This window comes from Rhabdothermincola sediminis (assembly GCF_014805525.1).
Taxonomy (GTDB): domain Bacteria; phylum Actinomycetota; class Acidimicrobiia; order Acidimicrobiales; family Acidimicrobilacustridaceae; genus Rhabdothermincola; species Rhabdothermincola sediminis.
Genome location: NZ_JACFSZ010000017.1, coordinates 65,053 through 84,113, shown reverse-complemented (window position 1 = coordinate 84,113; position 19,061 = coordinate 65,053). Strand labels below are relative to the sequence as shown.

17 protein-coding genes and 1 pseudogene are annotated in these 19,061 nt (G+C 70.5%); 10 read left to right on the top strand and 8 right to left on the bottom strand.

Going from position 1 to position 19,061, the window contains the following annotated elements:
• Window positions 1-276: pseudogene (locus tag HZF19_RS13575) on the top strand (IS110 family RNA-guided transposase); the annotation flags it as partial.
• Window positions 277-364: 88 nt separating this feature from the next.
• Here HZF19_RS13575 and HZF19_RS13570 read toward each other — a convergent pair.
• Window positions 365-1,006, bottom strand: a complete 642-nt coding sequence (locus tag HZF19_RS13570) for a sterol desaturase family protein (protein ID WP_208029330.1) — start codon at window positions 1,004-1,006, stop codon at window positions 365-367.
• Window positions 1,007-1,044: 38 nt separating this feature from the next.
• The gene (locus HZF19_RS13565) at window positions 1,045-1,812 is read right to left on the bottom strand and encodes a TetR/AcrR family transcriptional regulator (RefSeq protein WP_208029329.1); all 768 of its coding nucleotides are present in this window, start codon (window positions 1,810-1,812) and stop codon (window positions 1,045-1,047) included.
• A 117-nt stretch (window positions 1,813-1,929) separates the two neighbouring features.
• Between HZF19_RS13565 and HZF19_RS13560 the strand changes: the two genes are divergently transcribed.
• The 5 genes from HZF19_RS13560 (at window position 1,930) to HZF19_RS13540 (ending at window position 6,586) form a co-directional block, all read left to right on the top strand.
• A complete protein-coding gene (locus HZF19_RS13560) occupies window positions 1,930-2,340 on the top strand; it encodes a secondary thiamine-phosphate synthase enzyme YjbQ (RefSeq protein ID WP_208029328.1) in 411 nt (136 codons plus the stop codon).
• 26 nt (window positions 2,341-2,366) lie between these two features.
• Window positions 2,367-2,828 carry a PaaI family thioesterase gene (locus HZF19_RS13555; RefSeq protein ID WP_208029327.1) on the top strand — a complete coding sequence of 154 codons (462 nt, stop codon included), beginning with the start codon at window positions 2,367-2,369 and terminating at the stop codon, window positions 2,826-2,828.
• Window positions 2,829-2,902: 74 nt separating this feature from the next.
• Entirely contained in the window at window positions 2,903-3,757 is an 855-nt protein-coding gene (locus tag HZF19_RS13550; RefSeq protein ID WP_307781226.1) for an enoyl-CoA hydratase-related protein, read from the top strand.
• On the top strand, window positions 3,754-4,950 hold the full coding sequence (locus HZF19_RS13545) for an amidohydrolase family protein (protein ID WP_208029325.1): 1,197 nt from the start codon (window positions 3,754-3,756) through the stop codon (window positions 4,948-4,950). The genes HZF19_RS13550 and HZF19_RS13545 overlap by 4 nt, the downstream gene beginning before the upstream one ends.
• A gap of 127 nt (window positions 4,951-5,077) precedes the next feature.
• Window positions 5,078-6,586, top strand: coding sequence for a wax ester/triacylglycerol synthase domain-containing protein (locus tag HZF19_RS13540; protein ID WP_208029324.1), 1,509 nt, complete (start codon window positions 5,078-5,080; stop codon window positions 6,584-6,586).
• Here HZF19_RS13540 and HZF19_RS13535 read toward each other — a convergent pair.
• The 3 genes from HZF19_RS13535 to HZF19_RS13525 all read right to left on the bottom strand — a co-directional run bounded on the left by HZF19_RS13535 (window position 6,561) and on the right by HZF19_RS13525 (window position 11,374).
• Window positions 6,561-7,394 carry an LLM class flavin-dependent oxidoreductase gene (locus HZF19_RS13535; protein ID WP_208029323.1) on the bottom strand — a complete coding sequence of 278 codons (834 nt, stop codon included), beginning with the start codon at window positions 7,392-7,394 and terminating at the stop codon, window positions 6,561-6,563. The two genes, HZF19_RS13540 and HZF19_RS13535, sit on opposite strands and share 26 nt — an antisense overlap.
• 20 nt (window positions 7,395-7,414) lie before the next feature.
• Window positions 7,415-9,757: an MMPL family transporter gene (locus HZF19_RS13530; protein WP_208029322.1), complete on the bottom strand. Its 2,343-nt coding sequence runs from the start codon at window positions 9,755-9,757 to the stop codon at window positions 7,415-7,417.
• Window positions 9,758-9,895: 138 nt separating this feature from the next.
• Complete coding sequence (locus HZF19_RS13525; RefSeq protein ID WP_208029321.1) at window positions 9,896-11,374, bottom strand: GGDEF domain-containing protein; 1,479 nt, start codon at window positions 11,372-11,374, stop codon at window positions 9,896-9,898.
• Window positions 11,375-11,578: 204 nt separating this feature from the next.
• Here HZF19_RS13525 and HZF19_RS13520 point away from each other — a divergent pair, with 204 nt between their 5' ends.
• Both HZF19_RS13520 and HZF19_RS13515 read left to right on the top strand, forming a co-directional pair.
• Complete coding sequence (locus HZF19_RS13520) at window positions 11,579-13,492, top strand: alkyl/aryl-sulfatase (RefSeq protein WP_208029320.1); 1,914 nt, start codon at window positions 11,579-11,581, stop codon at window positions 13,490-13,492.
• A 612-nt stretch (window positions 13,493-14,104) separates the two neighbouring features.
• Window positions 14,105-14,311 (top strand): hypothetical protein, encoded by a 207-nt coding sequence (locus tag HZF19_RS13515; protein ID WP_208029319.1) that lies wholly within the window; start codon window positions 14,105-14,107, stop codon window positions 14,309-14,311.
• A gap of 53 nt (window positions 14,312-14,364) precedes the next feature.
• On the opposite strand, the gene HZF19_RS13510 is transcribed toward HZF19_RS13515, so the two are convergent.
• Window positions 14,365-15,411 (bottom strand): NAD(P)-dependent alcohol dehydrogenase, encoded by a 1,047-nt coding sequence (locus tag HZF19_RS13510; RefSeq protein ID WP_208029318.1) that lies wholly within the window; start codon window positions 15,409-15,411, stop codon window positions 14,365-14,367.
• Window positions 15,412-15,641: 230 nt separating this feature from the next.
• Between HZF19_RS13510 and HZF19_RS13505 the strand changes: the two genes are divergently transcribed.
• Together HZF19_RS13505 and HZF19_RS13500 are read left to right on the top strand one after the other, a co-directional pair.
• A complete protein-coding gene (locus tag HZF19_RS13505) occupies window positions 15,642-16,445 on the top strand; it encodes a DUF72 domain-containing protein (RefSeq protein WP_208029317.1) in 804 nt (267 codons plus the stop codon).
• Window positions 16,442-17,545 (top strand): NAD(P)H-dependent amine dehydrogenase family protein, encoded by a 1,104-nt coding sequence (locus tag HZF19_RS13500; RefSeq protein WP_208029316.1) that lies wholly within the window; start codon window positions 16,442-16,444, stop codon window positions 17,543-17,545. The genes HZF19_RS13505 and HZF19_RS13500 overlap by 4 nt, the downstream gene beginning before the upstream one ends.
• Window positions 17,546-17,607: 62 nt before the next feature.
• Here the strand turns inward: HZF19_RS13500 and HZF19_RS17255 are convergent, their stop codons facing one another.
• Window positions 17,608-18,819 carry a cytochrome P450 gene (locus tag HZF19_RS17255; protein WP_307781225.1) on the bottom strand — a complete coding sequence of 404 codons (1,212 nt, stop codon included), beginning with the start codon at window positions 18,817-18,819 and terminating at the stop codon, window positions 17,608-17,610.
• A complete protein-coding gene (locus HZF19_RS13490) occupies window positions 18,816-19,016 on the bottom strand; it encodes a ferredoxin (protein WP_208029315.1) in 201 nt (66 codons plus the stop codon). Before HZF19_RS13490 ends, HZF19_RS17255 begins: the two co-directional genes overlap by 4 nt.
• Between the last annotated feature and the right edge of the window lie 45 nt (window positions 19,017-19,061).

The window sequence follows — 19,061 nt, the reverse complement described above, 5'->3', positions numbered from 1 at the left end:
GCCATCTGCACCATCGCTGCCGTTCTGATCACTCGCATCGCAGCCTGCTGGCGCAACGGCCAGCTCTACGAGCTACGCGACACCGACGGGCGGCCCATCACCGAAGCCGAGGGCCGCAAGATCTGCGTCGACCGCTACAAGATCGACGCCGCGACCCGCGTGGCCCGCCACAACGGCACCCAGCCCAAGCGGACGGGCCGACGCAGTGAGGAGTCGACCGGAGCCGCTCCGGCGACCGGCCCGCCCACCACCGAACCTAGCGAGAAAGCCGCCTGAGACCCTTGACCGCTGTTAGGAACTCAGCGATGAGGGGCCTGCGGTGCCGCGCTCGGGGGCAGGGGAGCGCGTGGGAGCCCGGCGACGGTCAGTCCAGCGGCGCGAGCGAGGCGAATGCCCGGACCCGGTCGATCATCGCCTGGCGCTCGTCGATGCCGGCCCGGCCCACCAGCGCGTAGCTGTCGGCGAACTCGGGCTTGACCGACCCGTCGTCGTCGAGCATCCACGGCAGGGCGAGCCGGCGCGGCACCCGAACGGTCTCCGGTCGCTCCAGCGTGCCGAAGACCTTGTCCCACAGCGGGATCGTCACGCCGTGGTTGGCCATGGGGTGTCCGAAGTGGTGGTGGAAGTGATGCCGCCGCGCCCAGGCGCCGTACCTTCCGGTCGGGGGCCTGAGGTGCGCCACTGCGTGCTGGTACTCGTAGAAGAAGTAGCCGCACGCCCAGCCGATGGCGACCGCGATCCCCACCCGGGGGCCGCCCACCAGCCAGCCCAGCGGCATCCAGCCGAGGAAGCCCACGGTCAACATCCCGGCCCAGCTCATCAGGTGGGTCCGATCGAAGTGCCACGAGGAGTGCACGTGGTGCTCGAGGTGCTCCCGGCTCATGATCCCCTTGCCGTGCAGATGGTGCATGGCGAACCGGTGGAGCAGGTACTCGGCGAGGGTCCAGAGGAACGCGCCGAACCCGAAGGCCCCGAGAACCACGATGATCGCCGTTGCGGTGTCCACCGGTCGTGCTCCTTCCTTCTTGTCGCGGTGCCGGATGCTCAGCGGGCCCAGTCGTGGGCGAGGATGCGGGCGGTGGCGAGGGCGGCCGGGTCCGCACCCCACCCGAGCAGCAGAGCGGTGGTGAGCTCTCGGCCGAGCGCGGCTTCCGTGGTGGGCAGACCAGTGGTCAGCCGCTCGGTGAGGAGCGCCCCGTTGAGGGCCACGACCCACGCCAGGGTCCGGAGCAGCGCTCCGTCGACGGGGTGGTCGAGTGGATCGCTGGCGGGCTCGTCCGGTCGTAGGGCTCCGGCGTCGGCTGCGGCGGCGAGCAGGCGGCGGGGCACGTCGAGCACCGCCATGGCCGCAGGCACCACCGAGGCCGCGTCAGCGGTGTCTTCGACCTCGGAGTGCACGAGCAGGTCCTGTTGGAGGCGGAACTCCTTCGGGTAGCGGCGTGGGGCGGCGAGGAACAGGTCGGAGAACGCGATCAGCTTCGCCAGCGCCGCCACCTCGGCCTGCGGTGCGGGGGAGAGAGCGGTGAGGGCGTCCTCCCACTCGGCGACGTGCTCCTCGGCCACCGCGGCCAGCTTTTGGAGGGCTCGGCGCTGCAGCGCGGCCAGCAGGGCGCTGCGTGACGGGAAGTAGGTGTAGAGCGAGGCCGGTGCGTAGTCGGCGGCATCGGCCAACGCGACCATCGTCACCCCGGCCACACCGTGGCGCTGGACGAGATCCGCAGCCAGATCGAGGAGGTGAGCCCTGCGGGCTTCCCGCTTCCGGGCCCGCCGGTCCCGCACTTCGCCCGTCTTCGCGTCGATTTCCGAATACACATCGGAAATCGTAGAAGCGTCGGTAGTTGGGCGTCAAGGTGGTTGGCCGTGAAGCCGTCGCAGCACCCCGGTGACGTGGACCGGTGCGCCGCGGAGCGGTAGAGAGCGGGCATGGTGATGCAGCAGACGTTCACGATCCGCACCCACGAGCGGGAGGCGCTCTACGACATCACCCGCGAGGTGCGCAAGGTGGTGACCGGCAGCGGTGTGCGCACCGGCGCGGTGACCGTCTACGCGCAGGGCGCCACCGCGGCGATCATGATCCAGGAGAACTGGGACGACAGCGTGCAGCGCGACGTGGTGCGCCTGCTGGCGCAGCTCGTCCCGCCGGGGGTGTGGGAGCACGATCGCCAGGACGGCAACGGCGACGCGCACCTGAAGGCCGGCGTCGTCGGGCCCTCCGAGACCATCCCGATCATCGACGGCGAGCTCGGCCTGTCACGCTGGCAGAACGTCTTTCTCTGCGAGTTCGACGGGCCCCGCGCCGCGCGGCCCGTCGTGGTCACGGTCCTGTCGGCGGCTGTCTGAGGCGGTGGCTGCCTAGGGTGGGCCGGATGACCGAGCCCCCGACCCTGCCGTCCGGCCCCGTGGAGCACCCGTTCGCCGACCTGCTGGGCTTCGAGGTCGAGGTGACCGAGCCGGGACGATGTCGTGCCGTGCTCGAGGTGCAGCCGGAGCACCACAACCCCAACGGCGTGCCGCACGGTGCGGTGCTGTTCGCGCTGGTGGACACCTCGATGGGCGGGGCCACCATGAGCGTGGTGCCGCCGGATCGGTGCTGCGCATCGATGGAGGTGCACCTGCGGTTCCTGCGCCCCGCCATCGGCGGTCTGCTGCTCGCCGACACCCGGGTGGTGCGGGCGGGCAAGCGGATCGTGCAGCTCGAGTCGCGCCTGTTCGCCGCCGATGTGCCTAGCGGTGGTGATCCGTCGACCATCGCGGACGACGAGCACCTGGTCGCCACCGCCACGGGATCGTTCGCGGTGCTCGGCGGTCCGGCCGGCCGAAGCTCCTGACACCAGCGTCAGGTACGGTGGGGACGCCTCATCGTCGACAGGGGGTTCCAGTGCCCGGCGAAGCACTCGTCTTGGTGGACGACCCGGCACCGTTCGTCCGCCGCCTCACGCTCAACCGGCCGGAGAAGCGCAACGCGCTCAGCAACCGGCTCCGGGCCCAGCTCTTCGACGCGTTGCACGCCGGGGACCTCGACCATGACGTGCGGGTCATGATCATCCGAGGGGCCGGCTCGTGCTTCTCGGCCGGCTACGACCTCAGGCCCGATCCGAACGACCCGCTGCCGTGGTACACGGCACCGGGCGACGGCCAGTGGCCCCGGCACGTGGTGGCGGGTTGGTTCGACATCTGGGACCTGGCCACGCCGGTCATCGCTCAGGTGCACGGCTGGTGCCTGGCGGGCGGCAGCGAGCTGGCGACCGCGTGCGACCTGGTCTACGTGGCCGAGGACGCGCAGATCGGCTACCCGCCCGTGCGGACCATGACCACGCCCGACATGCAGTTCCACCCCTGGCTGATGGGCATGCGGGCCGCGATGGAGCAGATGCTCACCGGTGACGCGTTGAGCGGCGCGGACGCAGCGAGGGTCGGGTGGGCCAACCGGGCGTTCCCGGCGGCGGACCTCGAGCGCGAGGTGCTGCGCATCGCGGAGCGGGTGGCGGGCATCCCGCCTGACCTGCAGCAGCTCAACAAGCGTTCGGTGCACCGGGCGATGGAGGTGATGGGGGCGCGCACCGCGATCCGCTACGGCTCCGAGATCTTGGCCCTCGGTCTGCACCAGCGATCCTCGAAGGAGTACCTGCGGGACATGGTCAACGGCACCCTCGGTGACGCGCTGGCCAGGCGGGATGCCCCGTTCGGCGATTACGGCCAGGCGGCCGCCGCCGGTCGCGACGGAACCGGAACAGCTGGAGAGGAGGGTGTCCGATGAGCACCACCGATGCCGCCTCGCGCCCCGCGAGGGCGTTCGACGCGGACAACCACTACTACGAAGCCACCGACGCGTTCATCCGGCACGTCGACCCGAAGATGCGGGGCCGGTGCATGCGCTGGGCCGAGATCGACGGCAGGCAACGCCTGCTCGTCGGGGGGAAGATCAACCGTTTCATCCCCAACCCCACCTTCGATCCGGTGTCGAAGCCGGGCGCGCTCATCGACTACTTCCGGGGCAAGACCTCGATCACCGACCTGCACTCGGCGTTCGGGGAGCTGGACCCGATCCAGCCCGCCTACCGCGACCCTGCGGCGCGGGTGGAGGTCATGGACGCCCAGGGGCTCACCACGGCGTTCCTTTTCCCCACCTTGGGGGTGGGCATGGAAGGCGCGCTCAGCGGCGACCGGCCTGCGCTGCTGGCGGCGTTCCGGGGGTTCAACCGTTGGCTGCTCGACGACTGGACCTACGACTACCAGGGCCGGTTGTACGCCGCGCCCTACCTCACGCTCGCCGACGTGGACTGGGCGGTGGAGGAGCTCGAGTTCGTGCTCGCCCACGGCGCTCGGATCATCAACATGAGACCTGGGCCGATCAGCGATCCCAGCGGCAACCGCAGCTTCGGCCACCCGTCGCACGATCCCTTCTGGGCTCGGGTGAACGAAGCCGGCGTCACGGTTGCCTTCCACGCCGGCGACGCCGGCTACGGCTTCATGCTCGAGCAGTGGGGGGTCAACCCCGAGTTCCAGGCCTTCCGCCTCCCAGCACTGTTCCAGTTGCTGACCATGTCGCCGATCGCTGACACGGTGGCCTCCTTCCTCGCCGACGGGATCTTCCTGCGGTTCCCCAACATCCGGGTTGCCACCATCGAGAACGGCTCGGAGTGGGTCCGCCCCCTGTTCGGCCGGCTCAAGAAGTCGTTCCAGATGCGTGGCCCCATGTGGCAGGAAGATCCCCGCGAGACCTTCCGCCGGCACGTGTGGGTGGCCCCTTTCTACGAGGACGACCTGGTCGAGCTGCGGGAGCTCATAGGCGTCGACCGGATGATCTTCGGTTCGGACTTCCCGCACGCCGAGGGACTGGCCGACCCTCTCAGCTACGTCGACGACCTCGCCGCGGCGGGATTCGACGCCACCGAGATCGACAAGGTCATGTACGCCAACGCGGCGTCCCTCGCCGTCCCGGCCGCCTGATCTCGGGCGATGGGCACCGAGGCGGTGGTGTGCTCACCGAGCCGACCTTCGACCCTGTCATCACCAGCTTCCCGGTCGTATCGTCGACACCGGTGCAGACCCGCTGGCCCGGCGAGGAGGAGGCACCATGACGGATGTGACGGATCCCGGCTCGTTGCGGACCCCGGTCCGTCAGGCGGACGTGTTCGCGTGGCGCATGGAGCGGGATCCTCTGCTGCGCTCCACCATCACCGCGGTCACGGTGCTCGACCGGGCGCCGGACCGCGCCGTGCTGCTCGACCGCCTGGAGCGGGCCACCCGCCTGGCGCCGATGTTCCGTGAGCGGCTGGTGCCGGCACCCCTGCCCCTCCCGCTCGCCACGCCGACCTGGGCGCTCGACCCTGACCTCGATCTGTCCTGGCACGTGCGGTGGGTGGCCCTGCCGGCGCCGGCGTCGCTCGACGCGGCCTTCGACCTGGCTCGCATCGAGGGGATGACCGCGTTCGATCCCGCCCGCCCGCTGTGGGAGCTCACGGTGGTCGAGGGACTGCCCGACGGCCGAGCGGCGATGATCATCAAGGTCCACCACTCGCTGACCGACGGGATCGGGGGCATCCAGCTCGCGGGGCACGTCGTCGATCTCGAGCGGGAACCGGCCGACCGTGGCCCCCTGCCCCCGCTACCCGCCGCCGGTCCCCGCGCCTCTGGCACCGAACGGGCTCGCGAGGCCTTGGTGCACGACCTCGCGGCGGTCGCTCGCACGGTCGCGGGAGGGCTGCGCCGGCTCCCGGCTGGGGTGAGGCGCGCGGTCACCGACCCGGTCGGCATCGCGCTCGGGGCGGTGCGTACCGTCGCGTCGATCGCCCGTTTCGTGGCCCCGATCACCGACACGCTCTCACCGGTGATGACCGAGCGGCGGCTGGTGTGGCGCTACGCCGCGCTGGACGTCCCCTTCGACGACCTGCACGCCGCGGCGCACGCGGTGAACGGCACGCTCAACGACGCCTTCGTGGCCGCGGTGACGGGCGGGTTGCGGCGCTACCACGGGCGTCACGAAGCGCGCATCGAACAGGTCCGCATGACCATGCCGGTGAGCGTGCGCACCGAGGACGACCCGGCTGGTGGAAATCGCATCACGCTGCTGCGCTTCCCGGTACCCGTGGACGAGCCGGACCCGGTGACACGCATGATCGCCATCGACCGGCTGACCGCCGGTCTCCGGCACGAGCCTGCGATCGGCTACTCGGAGGTGATCGCCGGTGTGCTCAACCTCCTCCCGCCGGCCATCACGGGGAGCATGCTCAAGCACGTCGACGTGCTGGCGTCGAACGTCCCCGGCTTCTCGCGGCCGGTGTACGTGGCAGGGGCCCGGGTGGAAGGGTTCTACGCCTGCGGGCCGACCATCGGCTCCTCGGCGAACATCACGCTCATGTCCTACGCGGGCACGTGTTGCGTGGGGGTGACGACCGACGCCGGAGCGGTTCCCGACGCCGACGTCTTCCTCGACTGCTTGCGGGAGGGCTTCGACGAGGTGCTCGCGCTGGCGCCGGGAGGGCGAACGGCGACCGTGCGGGCTCGCTCCTGGGCCGCGCACCCCGAGTGGTCGAGCTCTCCGGAGGAGATCGAGGCGCTCAGGCGCCCCGCAGGTCAGGCATGACCTGCTCGACGAACTCCTCCACCCGGGAGCGGCCCTCGCTCGGCCACCCGCACACGAGGTAGCCGACTCCGGTGGCGGCCAGCGCCTCGGCGTTCGCTCGCACCTCCGGCCAGGGCTCCGACAGGCTCAGCGAGGCGGCACGGGCGATGGTGGCAGGGTCCCGGCCTTGCTCCTCGGCGAACCGGTCCAGCAGCGCGGCCTTGCGAGCGATGGTGGGAGGGTCACCGAAGGTGTGCCACACGTCCGCGTGTCGGGCCACGAGCGGCAGCATCTTCCGCTCACCGCTGGCGCCCACCCAGATCGGTGGGTGCGGTCGCTGGACCGGTAGGGGATGGAGGCGGGCGCGCTCGATCGTCCAGTGGCGTCCCTCGAAGGAGAAGTCGTCCCCGCCGAGGAGACCCTTGATGATGGTCAACGCCTCGTCGAGCATCTCGATGCGCTCGGCAGTGGGAGGGAAGGGGATGCCGAGGGCGCGGTGCTCGGGCTCGAACCATGCAGCGCCGAGGGACAGCTCCAGCCGCCCTCCTGACGCGTGGTCGATGGTCATCGCCTCCGCGGCGAGCACCGAGGGATGGCGGTAGGTCACCCCGGTGACCAGCAAGCCCAGTCGTACCCCGCTGGTGTGCCCGCTCAGGGCGGCCAAGGTCGTGTTGCCCTCGAAGCACTCGCCGGGGCCGGAGCCGTACATCGGCTGGTAGTGGTCGAAGCCCCAGATCCCGTCGAAGCCGGCATCGTCGGCGAAGCGGGCCCGAGCGATCAGCTCGGTGAAGGGCATGCGTTGCTGGGCGAGGTCGAGTCCGAATCGCATGGCTGCCAGTGTGGCAGCGCTCAGCTCGCGCCGACCGGTTCGGGTCGACGCTCGCCGGGCTCCGGTTCCTCGTCGGGTGGTGGCTCGCCGGCGTGTCCTTCGACGTCGACGTCGGGGATGATCCGATCGAGCCAGCGGGGGAGCCACCAGTTGCGATCGCCGAGCAGCTCCATGGTCGCCGGCACCAGCAGCATCCGCACGACGGTGGCGTCGAGCAGGATCGCGGTGGCCAGCCCGGTACCCATGAGCTTCACGAGCCGGTCGCGCTCGAGCACGAAGCTGCCGAACACGAACACCATGATCGCGGCGGCGGCGGTGATGACCTTCGCGGTCGCCGCCAGCCCGTCGGCGACCGACGCGCGGCTGTCGCCGGTGCGATGCCACTCCTCCCGTACCCGCGACAACAGGAACACCTCGTAGTCCATGGACAGCCCGAACACGATGGCGAAGAGCATCATCGGTACCCACGGCTCGATGGGGGCGGGCTGCACGCCGGTGAGATCGCTCAGCCAGCCCCATTGGAACAAGGCGATGGCGATGCCGTAGGCAGCGCCGATCGAGAGCAGGTTCATGATCACGGCCTTCAAGGGCACGAGCACCGAGCGGAACACCACCATGAGCAGGAGGAACGACAGCGCGAGCACGGCGGCGAAGAAGTAGGGCAGGCGCGACGACAGGAAGCTCGCGAAGTCGATGGCGACCGCGACCCGCCCGGTGACGGCCACCTGCACCCTGACCTGGTCCTCCGCGGGCGGCAGCACCTCGCTGCGCAGCCGGTTCACCAGCTCGGTGGTGGGCTTCTCCTGCGGCCCGCTGGTGGGCACCACGGTCCAGAGGACCGCGGTCGGGCTCGCCGGGTCGTTCGGTTGCGGCGGGGACACGTAGACCACGCCCGGGTCGCGCCCCACGGCCTCGGTGATCGGGCTCAGCCCGCCGGGGTCGGTGCCTGGAGGGAGCTCCGCGACCAGCATCAGTGGACCGTTGAACCCCGGTCCGAACCCCTCGACGAGCAGGTCGTAGGCCCGCCTGGTCGAGGTCTCCTCGGCGAAGTTGCTCTCGTCGGAGAAGCCCAGCCGCAGCCCGAGCACCGGGAGAGCCAGGACGATCAGCGAGAGCACCCCCGCCACGGCGAACGGCCAGGGCCGCTGCTGGATGATCCGGCTCCACCGGTAGGCGGTGGTCCGCTGCCGGGGCTTCGGAGGGCGGCGGGGGACCTCGCGCTTGAGCGGCGGCGCGACCAGCCCGGCGACGAGGACGATCGCGGCCACCGGCAGGCCCAGCACCAGTGGCGTGACGCCGAGCCCGATGCCCACCAGCGCGACGGCCACCATGCCCGCGGCGAGCAGGCCCCTCCAGCGGGTGCGCTCCACCCGCTCGCCGGCGAAGCCGAGCAAGGCGGGCAGCAAGGTGAGCGACGCCATGACGGTGATGCCCACCACCGCGGCGGCGGCGACGGCCAGGCCCTGGACGAAGTTGACCCCCATGAGGACCATCCCGAGCAGGGAGATCACGACGGTCATGCCGGCGAACAGCACGGACCTCCCCGCGGTGTCGATGGCCATGGCCACCGAGTCGCCCACCCGATGGCCGATGTGGAGTTGCTCCCGGAAGCGGGTGACGATCAGCAGCGCGTAGTCGATGCCTACACCCAGACCGATCATCACCCCGAGGATGGTGGAGAAGTCGGGCACGGCCAGGACGTTGCTGAGGAGCGTCACCATCGCGGTGCCGACGCCGATCCCGAACAGCGCGACGCCCACGGGTAGGCCCATCGCCAGCACCGAGCCGAACGCCAGGATGAGGATGACGATGGCGAAGGCGAGGCCCAGGATCTCTGACGACGGCTCGTCGAAGTCGGCGAACACGGAACCCCCGAGCTCGATCTGCAGCCCGTCGAGCCGGGGTTGCTCGGCTCGGATCCGGTCGCGGATCTCCGCCGCCCGGTCGAAGTCCACGTCGTCGCGCAGCTCCACGTCAGCGAACGCGATCTTCCCGGCGGACGGGCCTCGGGCCGAGATCTGCCGCTCGCCGCCCGGGGCGTAGGGGCTCTGCACCCGGGCCACCCCGTCGATGCGGGCGACGTCGTCGAAGAGGGCCTGCATCCGATCCCGGACCGCGGGGTCGCTGACGCCTCGATCGGCGAAGAAGACGATGGTGCCCACGAAGCCCGTGCCGCGGCCTCCGAAGTCCTGCTCGAGCAGGTCGAGACCCTGCTTGGACTCGACGTCGGGGAGGTTGAACTCCTGCCGGAACCCGCTGCCGACGGCGTTCGACAGAGCGCTGCTCACGAGCAGGGCGGCCACCCACGACACCACGACGAGCCGTCGATGGTCGTGGCACCACGATCCGATCCGTCTGAACATCCCGAGGCCACTCCTCGTCCCGAGCGTCGGCCCTCCCTGCACCGGTGCGCCGCCCGGTGCGAGGTCCTGGCAGGATCCACCATGCTGCTGAGCGGTGGCGCCGGGCCCAAATCGGCTGGGGTCGGGGGTCCGGAGAGCTCAGGGGGTGGTGCCTGCGGTCACCTCGACCCGGTCACGTCCGTCCCGCTTGGCCCGGTAGAGCGCTTGGTCCGCCCGGCTCAGGAGCTCGTCGATGCTCTCGAGGCCGTCCCACTGGGCCAACCCCGCGGAGAAGGTGACCGGCCGCTCGGCCGGGAGCTGGCGGACGCGGGCCAACAGGTCCTCGACCAGCGCCGCCCCACCGGCGAGGTCGGTGTCGGGCAGCACCAGGCACAGCTCCTCGCCGCCGTAGCGCGCCCCGAGATCGGTGGCCCGGAGCCGCTCGCGAAGCAGCGTGGCGACACGTCGCAGCACGTCGTCGCCGGCCAGGTGCCCGAAGTCGTCGTTGTAGGCCTTGAAGCGGTCGAGGTCCACCATGGCGATGCACAAGGGCCGCTCGGTGCGCGCCGCGCTCGCTCGTTCGAGTTCGAGCCGGGCGGTCAAGCCTCGGCGGTTCGGCAGGCCGGTCAGCTCGTCGAGGGTGCTCAGCTCACGGAGCCGACTGAGGATCTCGCCGCGGTCGATCAGCAGCCGCAGCGACGTGACCGCCCGGTCGAGGATGGCGCGAGCGACGAGACGCTCGCCGAAGGGGCTCCAGCGCCGGGACACCACCAGGACGAGGTCGCCGTCGAGCTGCTCGGCCACGAACGCCGCTCCCCCCGAACGGTGGGTGACCGTGAGCCGGTCGGCGATGACCTGCTCGAGGTCGAAGGGCTCCGCCCAGCCGGTCGCGCCGGGATCGGGTGCCGCCGCGGCGACCACCGGTTCACCGTCATGGGGCACCCGGAGGAGCCACAGATGGTCGGCTCCCACCACGGCGAGCAGCTCGGGCAGCACCAGGCGCAGGCCTTCCTCGTCGTCGTCGACCTGGCTGGCGATCGCCGCGATGGACGCCAGCCGCAGCGAGTTCCCGATGCCGTCGATCGCGGCCCGGGCCAGGGCGTACACGAGGAGCGTGGTGCTGCCCCACAGCGCGATGGTGGTGGCGGCCAGCGCCACCAGCGATCGCCCGGAGGTGTCATCGATCGTCGCCGTGGCCAGCGCGACGAGGACCGCGAGCGCGAAGGCGGTGGCGAGCATCGCCCGGTTGCCGATCACCGCGGCCACGAGCACGGGGAGCAACAACGCCGGCCGGTAGGTGGTGGGAGCGTCGAGACCGACGGCGAGGCACCCGATCATGGCGATGCACAGCAGCACGAGTGCCATGGCCATCCGTGGGCTGGTGACCCGCCGCCCGCCGGAGCGGAAGAGGTGGACGGCCTCGCGCCGGAGCAGCACCAGGAACACGGCCAACATGACGAGGCCCGACCACAGCCAGCCCGGCCGCAGCGTGAGGTCGGGGAGCAGGGGCATCATCGCCAGCGCCACGACGACGCCGCCGACCGCGAGTCCCACGAGCTGCCACGCGATGGTTGAGTAGGTGGGGTTGTCGGGGTCGGCGCGGAACGCCAGCAGGCCATGGTCACTCGCTCCGCTCATGATGTTTCCCCTGCTCCACGGCCCTGCGGGCCGAGTTGGATCCGCCACCATGGAATGTCGGACGAACGATGCGTGAGCTTGAGGCGGGTCGTTCCCCCATGCCCGGGTGCTCATGCCCAGCCGGCGGGCCGGCTACCCATGGGTCGCTGCGGCTCCGCGTTCGATTACGGTCACCACGACCGAGCCGACCACGAGGAGCGGGTCGTGACGACCGAGCCGAAGGACGCGACCGAGACCACCCGTGAGGCGAACGAGCGCGTCCGGGCCAGCGGGTGGCTCGATTGGGACGACGACCGAGACCGGCAGGCCGCGACCCGCGGCTTCCTCGCCGCTCTCGATCCCCCGGTGATCACCACCGGCGACGGGCGATCGGTCTGGGATCTGGAGCCCTACGCGTTCCTCGAGGTCGAGGAGGCTCCGCCGACGGTGAACCCCAGCCTGTGGCGGCACGCCCGGCTCAACATGCACCACGGGCTGTTCGAGATCGCCGATGGTCTCTACCAGGTGCGCGGCTACGACCTGTCGGTGATGTCGGTGCTTCGCGGCGAGCGCGGCTGGATCGTCGTCGACCCACTCGTCTCCGCGGAGACGGCCCGGGCTTCGCTGGCCCTGGTCAACCGCCACCTCGGCGAGCGGGAGGTGGTCGCGGTGGTCTACACCCACTCGCACGCGGACCACTTCGGCGGCGTGGAGGGGGTGACCTCGGTCGAGGATGTGCTGGCCGGCCGCACCCGCATCATCGCCCCGGTGGGGTTCCTCCGCTCGGCGATCAGCGAGAACGTGCTGGCGGGCGCGGTGATGGGTCGCCGGGCTAGCTACATGTACGGCGCGCTCCTCCCCCGGGGTCCACGGGGCCAGGTCGACGCCGGCCTGGGCAAGTCCCTCTCGCTCGGCTCGTCATCGATCCTCGCCCCGACCGACGAGATCGTCGAGACCGGTCAGGTGCTCACCGTGGACGGCGTCGAGATCGAGTTCCAGCTCACCCCGGGGACCGAAGCGCCGGCGGAGATGAACTTCCACCTCCCCGAGCTGCGAGCCCTGTGCATGGCCGAGAACTGCTCGAGGAACCTCCACAACCTCTACACGCCGAGGGGTGCGGAGGTGCGCGACGCGAAGGCGTGGGCGCGCTATCTCGACGAGTCCATCGTGCGCTACCTCGACCGCACCGACCTGGTGTTCACCAGCCACCACTGGCCGGTCTGGGGTCGCGAGGCGTGCCTCGAGTACCTCGAGAAGCAGCGTGACATGTACCAGTACCTCCATGACCAGACGCTGCGGCTGGCGAACAAGGGTTACACGATGCTCGAGATCGCCGAGATGTTGGAGCTGCCCGCCGCGCTCGCCAAGGAGTGGTACTCGCGCAGCTACTACGGCACCGTGAACCACGATGTGAAGGCCGTCTACCAGAAGTACCTCGGCTTCTTCGACGGCAACCCGGCGAACCTGCACCCCCACCCGCCGGTGGAAGCGAGCCGCCGGTACGTCGAGTACATGGGTGGCGCGGCGGCGGTGCTCGAGCGGGCCCGGGCCGATTTCGAGCGGGGTGACTACCGGTGGGTGGCGGAGGTGGTGAATCGGGTCGTGTTCGCCGAGCCCGACAACGTCGAGGCCCGGCTCCTGCAAGCCGACGCGCTCGAACAGCTCGGCTACCAGGCGGAGTCCGCGGCGTGGCGCAACTTCTACCTCATGGGCGCGAAAGAGCTCCGAGACGGCATCGCGGAAGCGCCCGGCCGGGGCTTCTCGCTCGGGATGGTCCGGGTGATGCCCCTCGAGCTGCTCCTCGACGCCCTCACGGTGCGCCTCGACGGCGAGCGGGCCGCCGGGATCTCGCTGGGCATCGAGCTGGTGGTCGACGAGCGGGGCGCGGAGCCGGTGACCTACGCGCTGTGGGTCGCGAACGCGGTGCTGCACCACCGCCGGGGGGTGCCGCTGGACCGACCGGATCTCATCATCAAGGCTTCACGGCTCGATCTCGCCGCCTTGCTCTTCGGGCTGCTCCCCCTCGACGATGCGGTGGCCGCAGGCCGGGCGGAGACCGACGGCGATACCCGTGTGCTGGCCGAGCTGCTGGGGCTGTTCGACTCGTTCGACCCGCACTTCCCGATCGTCACGCCCTGATCCCTGCTGCCGGCTGCCGGTCCCGTTCCGGCATGCTGGGCGCATGGCGATGGACCGGGTGGCGTTGCGAGGCGTGCTCGCCCACCGGGTCCGTCTCCTGGCCACGGGTCTGGCGGTGCTGCTGAGCGTGTCGTTCATGTCGGGCACCCAGGTGCTGGGCGACACGGTACGGGTGAGCCTCGGGGAGATCTGGACCGACACCTACCGCCACATCGACGTGGTGGTCCGCTCCGACCGCACCATCGGCGCGGGCGGTGAGGGTCGCCGTGACCGCCTCGACGCCGGCTTGGTGGACGCGCTGGCCGCGATCGACGGCGTGGCCGCCGTGGAAGGTTCGATCGAAGCCGACGTGCGCGTCCTCGGCGCCGGCGGCCGTCCCCTACGGGATCCGCGAGTCGGCCAGTCCTCGTTCGTACTCGACTGGCCGGACGCCGAGCAGCTCGACCCATGGGTGCTCACCCAAGGGCGCCGGCCACAGCGCGCCTGGGAAGCGGTGGTGGATCTCACCGCCGCCCGGGAGGGGCCCTTCACGGTCGGCGACCAGGTGACGATGGTGGTCGCCGGTGAGCCGGTGGCGGCCACCGTGCGCGGCGCCGCCAGCTCGGCGCCGCCGTGCTCCAGGAGGCGATCGTCGGGGTGGCGCTCGGGTGGGCGATGGTCGAGACGCTGCCCTTCGACGAGCGCATCGCGGTCGACGTGCCGGTGGGCGGTGTGGGGCTCGTCGCCGGGGCCGCGATCGCGGCGGGAGTGGTCGCCGGTCTGCTCCCGGCCTGGCGAGCCGGCCGACTCGACGTCCTCGCCACCATCGCCGAGGAGTGATCGAGCCGAGATGCAAGGGGGCGGACTCTTCGCGGCGATCCCCGTTCTCGTGGTCAGCTTCCCGTCGGCGAGACGACAGCTCTGCCGGCGATCTCCCCTGCGGCCAGCTTCTCGTACACCGCCGGCGCCTCGTCCAGGGAGAAGCGGGTGACGTGGGGGCGCAGGTGGCCGGCTTCCGCCAGGGCGATCACCTCCATCAGCTCGGTGATCGACCCCCAGTACGTCGTGGCCAGTGACACCTCGTAGGGCTGACTGAAGAAGCTGAACGGGATGCTCCCGCCCGCGATGCCCACCAGGGTCACGTGGCCCAGGGGGCGAGAAACCGCGGTGGCGAGGGACAAGGTGTCATCGGAGCCGACGACGTCGAGGACCACGTCCGCGCCGCGACCCCGAGTGAGGTCGCGGATCTGATCGGCGGCGTCGGCACCTGGTGTGACCGTGTGGTCGGCACCGCTCTCGGACGCGAGCCGCAACGCCTCGTCGCGGGTGTCGACGGCGATGATGCGAGCGGCGGTCAGCGCCCGCAGGATCTGCACGCCGAGGTGCCCGAGCCCGCCGATGCCGATCACCACCGCGGTCGAGCCGGGCTCGAGAAGGTGCAGTGATCGCTTGATGGCGTGGTAGGGCGTGAGCCCGGCGTCGGTCAGCGGAGCGGCGTCGACCGGGTCGAGCGTGTCGAGGGGGACCAGCAGGCGGGAGGAGGGCACGAGCATCAACGGTGCCATGCCGCCGTCGAGACCGAGACCGCCACCGAAGACCCCGATCTCCCCTTGGCGCTCGCAGTAGTTCTCCATCCCCAGCCGGCAGCGCTTGCACCAACCGCACCCCCACGGCCCGTAGACCGCGACCGGCTGGCCGACCTCGAGCCAGCTCACCCCTTCCCCGATCGCATGCACCCAACCGGCGTTCTCGTGGCCGAGGGTGAACGGTGGGTCGAACGGGAGCATGCCTTCGTCGAAGTCGTGCAGCAGGTGCAGGTCCGAGTGGCACGCGCCTGCTCCGCCGATGCGCACGACCACCTGCCCCGGGCCGAGCTCGGGCTCGTCCAGCTCGACGAGCTCGGGTGATGCTTTCCACCTCGTGAGCTGCAAGGCCTTCATCGCGACCTCCCTGTGCTGGCAGTGGACGGGTACCGGGCCGTTGATGCATTGGTAGCACGTGCGGTGCTCGTCGCTCTCGCCGACCGACGTGATGGTCACAGGGGGCCGGTGCGCTCGAAGCTGGGTAGAGGCCCGGCAAAATCACGGGAAGGAACGACACCGTTGATCGACGAGGTGATCTCGACCGCAGGAGGGTGTTCCGCCACCGGTGGGGGACGAGGGCAGCCCCGGTGACGGTCTGGGTCGGGACGTCGGGTTGGCAGTATCGCCATTGGCGAGGTCGTTTCTATCCCGAACGCTTACCCCAGCGACAGTGGTTCGAGCACTACGCCTCCTGCTTCGACACCGTCGAGGTGAACAACACCTTCTACCGGTTGCCTGAGGCCTCGAGGTTCCAGCAGTGGCACGACGCGGCGCCGGCGGGCTTCGTCTTCGCGCTGAAGATGAGCCGCTTCCTCACTCACGTCAAGCGGTTGCGTGATCCGGACGAGCCTGTCCGCCGGTTCCTCGAGCGCAGCCGACCACTCGGGTCGAAGACCGGGCCGGTGCTCGTCCAGCTCCCGCCCAACCTCCCGATCGATCTCGGCCGGCTGGAGCGGTTCCTGTCCGTGTGGCCCCGGTCGCACCGGGTCGCGGTCGAGCTGCGACACCGGAGCTGGCTGGTCGGTGACACCTTCGACCTGCTGCGAGAGCGGGGCGCGGCGCTGGTGCTCACCGATCGCGACGGTCGACCGCAGGAGCCCCTGGAGCGCACGGCGAGCTTCGGCTACCTGCGACTCCACCACGGAACCGCCGCGCCGAGGCCCTGTTACGGCGAGGCGGCGCTGCAGTCCTGGGTGGACCGGATCGCGAGCCTCTGGGCGTTGGGCGAGGACGTGTACGTGTACTTCAACAACGACCCGGAAGGCTGCGCGGTGCGCGACGCGGCCTGGTTCGCGGAGCTGTGCAGGCGAGACGGCCTCCACCCCAGCGCGGCACCCGACCGCGGCATGATCACGGTCGGACCCTGGCCGGCTCGTACCCGTGTACGGTGACCGCTCGTCCGTTCGACAGCCGGCATCTCTCGGGGGAGACCATGACGTATCGCGTGATCCAGTGGGCGACGGGCACGGTCGGTGTACACGCGGTGCCGGCCATCGCTGCCCACCCCGACCTCGAGCTCGTCGGGCTGTGGGTGCACTCGGACCGCAAGGCCGGTCGTGACGCCGGGGAGATCTGTGGCAGCGACCCCGTGGGTGTGATCGCCACCCAGGACGCCGACGCACTGCTCTACGACACCGATGCCGACTGCATCTGCTACATGGCCAACTCCGATCTCCGGCCCGAGGGCGTGATCGACGACCTGTGCCGGATGCTCGCGGCCGGCAAGAACGTCGTGAACACCTCGTACGTGCCCCTGCTGTACCCCCAGGCCGCCGGGCCCGGGGTCCACGAGCGGCTGCAGGCGGCCTGTGTCGAAGGGGGCAGCTCGATCTACACCTCCGGCATCGACCCGGGCTACGGCAACGCCGGCATCACCGTCGGCGCGCTCGCCCTCTGCAAAGAGGTCCGGACCGTCCGCATGATGGAGATCGTCAACTACGCGACCTGGGACAACCCGTTCACCATGTTCGAGATCATGGGCTTCGGGAAGCCCGACACGTCGGCGTCGTTGCTGCTGGCACCGGGCTCCACGACCCTGGCGTGGGGGCCGGTGATCGAGATGGTGGCCGCGGCGCTCGATGTCGAGCTCGACGGCATCACGGAGCAGCACGAGGTCATCCACGCCGACGAGGAGTTCGACATCGCCTCCGGCACCATCGGCAAGGGAACCATCTCGGGCATGCGATTCGAGATCAGGGGGATGATCGGTGACGAGCCGCGGATCGTCGTCGAGCACGTCACTCGGCTACGGGACCAGGACGCGCCCAGCTGGCCCCAGGGCAGCGGCTATCGCATCCACATCGACGGCGAGCCCTGCGTCCGGATCGACCTCGAGCTCTCCTCGCACGTCGGTGACCACAACCATGCGGGCTGCCTGGCAACGGCCATGCACGTGATCAACGCTATCCCCCACGTCGTGGAAGCCGACCCGGGAGTGCTGACCTTCCTCGATCTGCCCGTCTACAGCGCCCGTCACCTGATGCCCCGTTGACGGGGGGGACGGGTGGGTGTGCCAGCCCGGTCGCGGTGGGCCCCCGGCCTGGCGGGTGACCGCTACGAGGGGTGGATCCGCACCGGCAGGGTCCGCGGGCCTCGCACCTGGCCCCCGGACCAGGTGACGGCAGCAGGGTCGGCGAGCTCGAAGCCGGAGCGGCCGAACCGCTCGATCCAGACGTCCAGCGCGACCCGGAGCTCCATGCGGGCCAGGTTCGATCCAGCGCAGCGGTGGATGCCCAGACCGAACGCGGCGTGGCGGTTCTCGGCCCGGTCGATGACCACCTCCTCCGGCCGGTCGAACACCTCGGGGTCGCGGTTGGCCGCCGGGAAGGGCAACAGCACCCACTCGTTGCGCCGCATCGGGCACCCGTTGAACTCGAAGTCCTCCTTCACCAAGCGAGCCATCGTCACCGGCGCGTAGGCCCGGAGCAGTTCCTCCACCGCGGTGGGCATCAGTTCCGGTTCCGCCACGAGTCGCCGCAGGTCATCGGGGTGCTGCGCCAGGTGCCAGATCGATGCGCCGATGGCGCTCCAGGTGGTGTCGATGCCGGCGATCAGCAGGAGCGCGATGGAGCCCCGGACGTGGTCCGCGTTGAGACGCTCACCGTTCATCTCCGCTCGGAGCAGGAACGTCGTGAGGTCGTCACGCGGGTTCTCGAGGTGATCGCGGACCTGCTCACCGAGGTACTCGTCGAGCTTCTCGAAGTTCGCCATGCGCTGCTCCACCGGCAGGTCCACCGCTTCGAGCGCGTTGTGCACGAACTCGCGGAACTGGTCGGCGTCCTCGGGCGGAAATCCGAGCATCTTGGCGATGACCCGGACCGGGATGTGCTGCGCGTACTCCTTCGCGGCGTCGACCACCTCCTGCCCGTCGACCGCGTCGAGCAGCTCGCGGCAGTAATCCCGGGTGAACGGCTCGAGCGGTGCGATGGCTCTGGGTGAGAAGGCCGGCAACAACAGGCGCCTCGCCTCGTGATGGAAGGGTGGGTCGGAGGAGATCGGTGGGGCGATGCCCTGCGGCGCGGGGATCATCGGGCGACCCTCGCTCACGATCACGCTCTGGGAGGTGAAGTGCTCGGTGTCGTACGCGATGGCGGCCACGTCCTCGTGGCGGGTCGGCAACCACACGCCGCCGTAGCGATCCGAGTGGGCGATCGGGCAGCGCTCGCGCAGCTCGGCCCAGATCGGATACGGATCGGCAGCCCAGGCCGGATCGGTGTGGTCGAAGTCGGTCGCCCAGTCGGTGACCGGTGGATGGTGACCGCTCACAGGTCGTCCTCGATCGTGATGGCGAACTCGGGGCAGTTCGCGGCCGCCAGCCGAGCCTGCTCCTCCCGCCCCGCAGGCACCACGCCGTCGTTCAGTTCGTGTGCGTAGCCGTAGTCGTCGACGTCGAACAGATCCGGCGCGAGCGCGTAGCACCGGTTGTGGCCCTGGCACTTGTCACCGTCAACCCTGACTTGCATGTGCCCCCCTGGCGAGCGATCCCCTTGCCGCTCCAGCCTCGCTCG

Coding starts and splice junctions, on each gene's coding strand:
- HZF19_RS13555 (WP_208029327.1), top strand. CDS start 2,367: ATGACCGAGCCCCCGACCCTGCCGTCCGGCCCCGTGGAGCACCCGTTC.
- HZF19_RS13535 (WP_208029323.1), bottom strand. CDS start 7,394: ATGCGATTCGGACTCGACCTCGCCCAGCAACGCATGCCCTTCACCGAG.
- HZF19_RS13525 (WP_208029321.1), bottom strand. CDS start 11,374: ATGAGCGGAGCGAGTGACCATGGCCTGCTGGCGTTCCGCGCCGACCCC.
- HZF19_RS13490 (WP_208029315.1), bottom strand. CDS start 19,016: ATGCAAGTCAGGGTTGACGGTGACAAGTGCCAGGGCCACAACCGGTGC.
- HZF19_RS13530 (WP_208029322.1), bottom strand. CDS start 9,757: ATGTTCAGACGGATCGGATCGTGGTGCCACGACCATCGACGGCTCGTC.
- HZF19_RS13545 (WP_208029325.1), top strand. CDS start 3,754: ATGAGCACCACCGATGCCGCCTCGCGCCCCGCGAGGGCGTTCGACGCG.
- HZF19_RS13510 (WP_208029318.1), bottom strand. CDS start 15,411: ATGAAGGCCTTGCAGCTCACGAGGTGGAAAGCATCACCCGAGCTCGTC.
- HZF19_RS13560 (WP_208029328.1), top strand. CDS start 1,930: ATGCAGCAGACGTTCACGATCCGCACCCACGAGCGGGAGGCGCTCTAC.
- HZF19_RS13540 (WP_208029324.1), top strand. CDS start 5,078: ATGACGGATGTGACGGATCCCGGCTCGTTGCGGACCCCGGTCCGTCAG.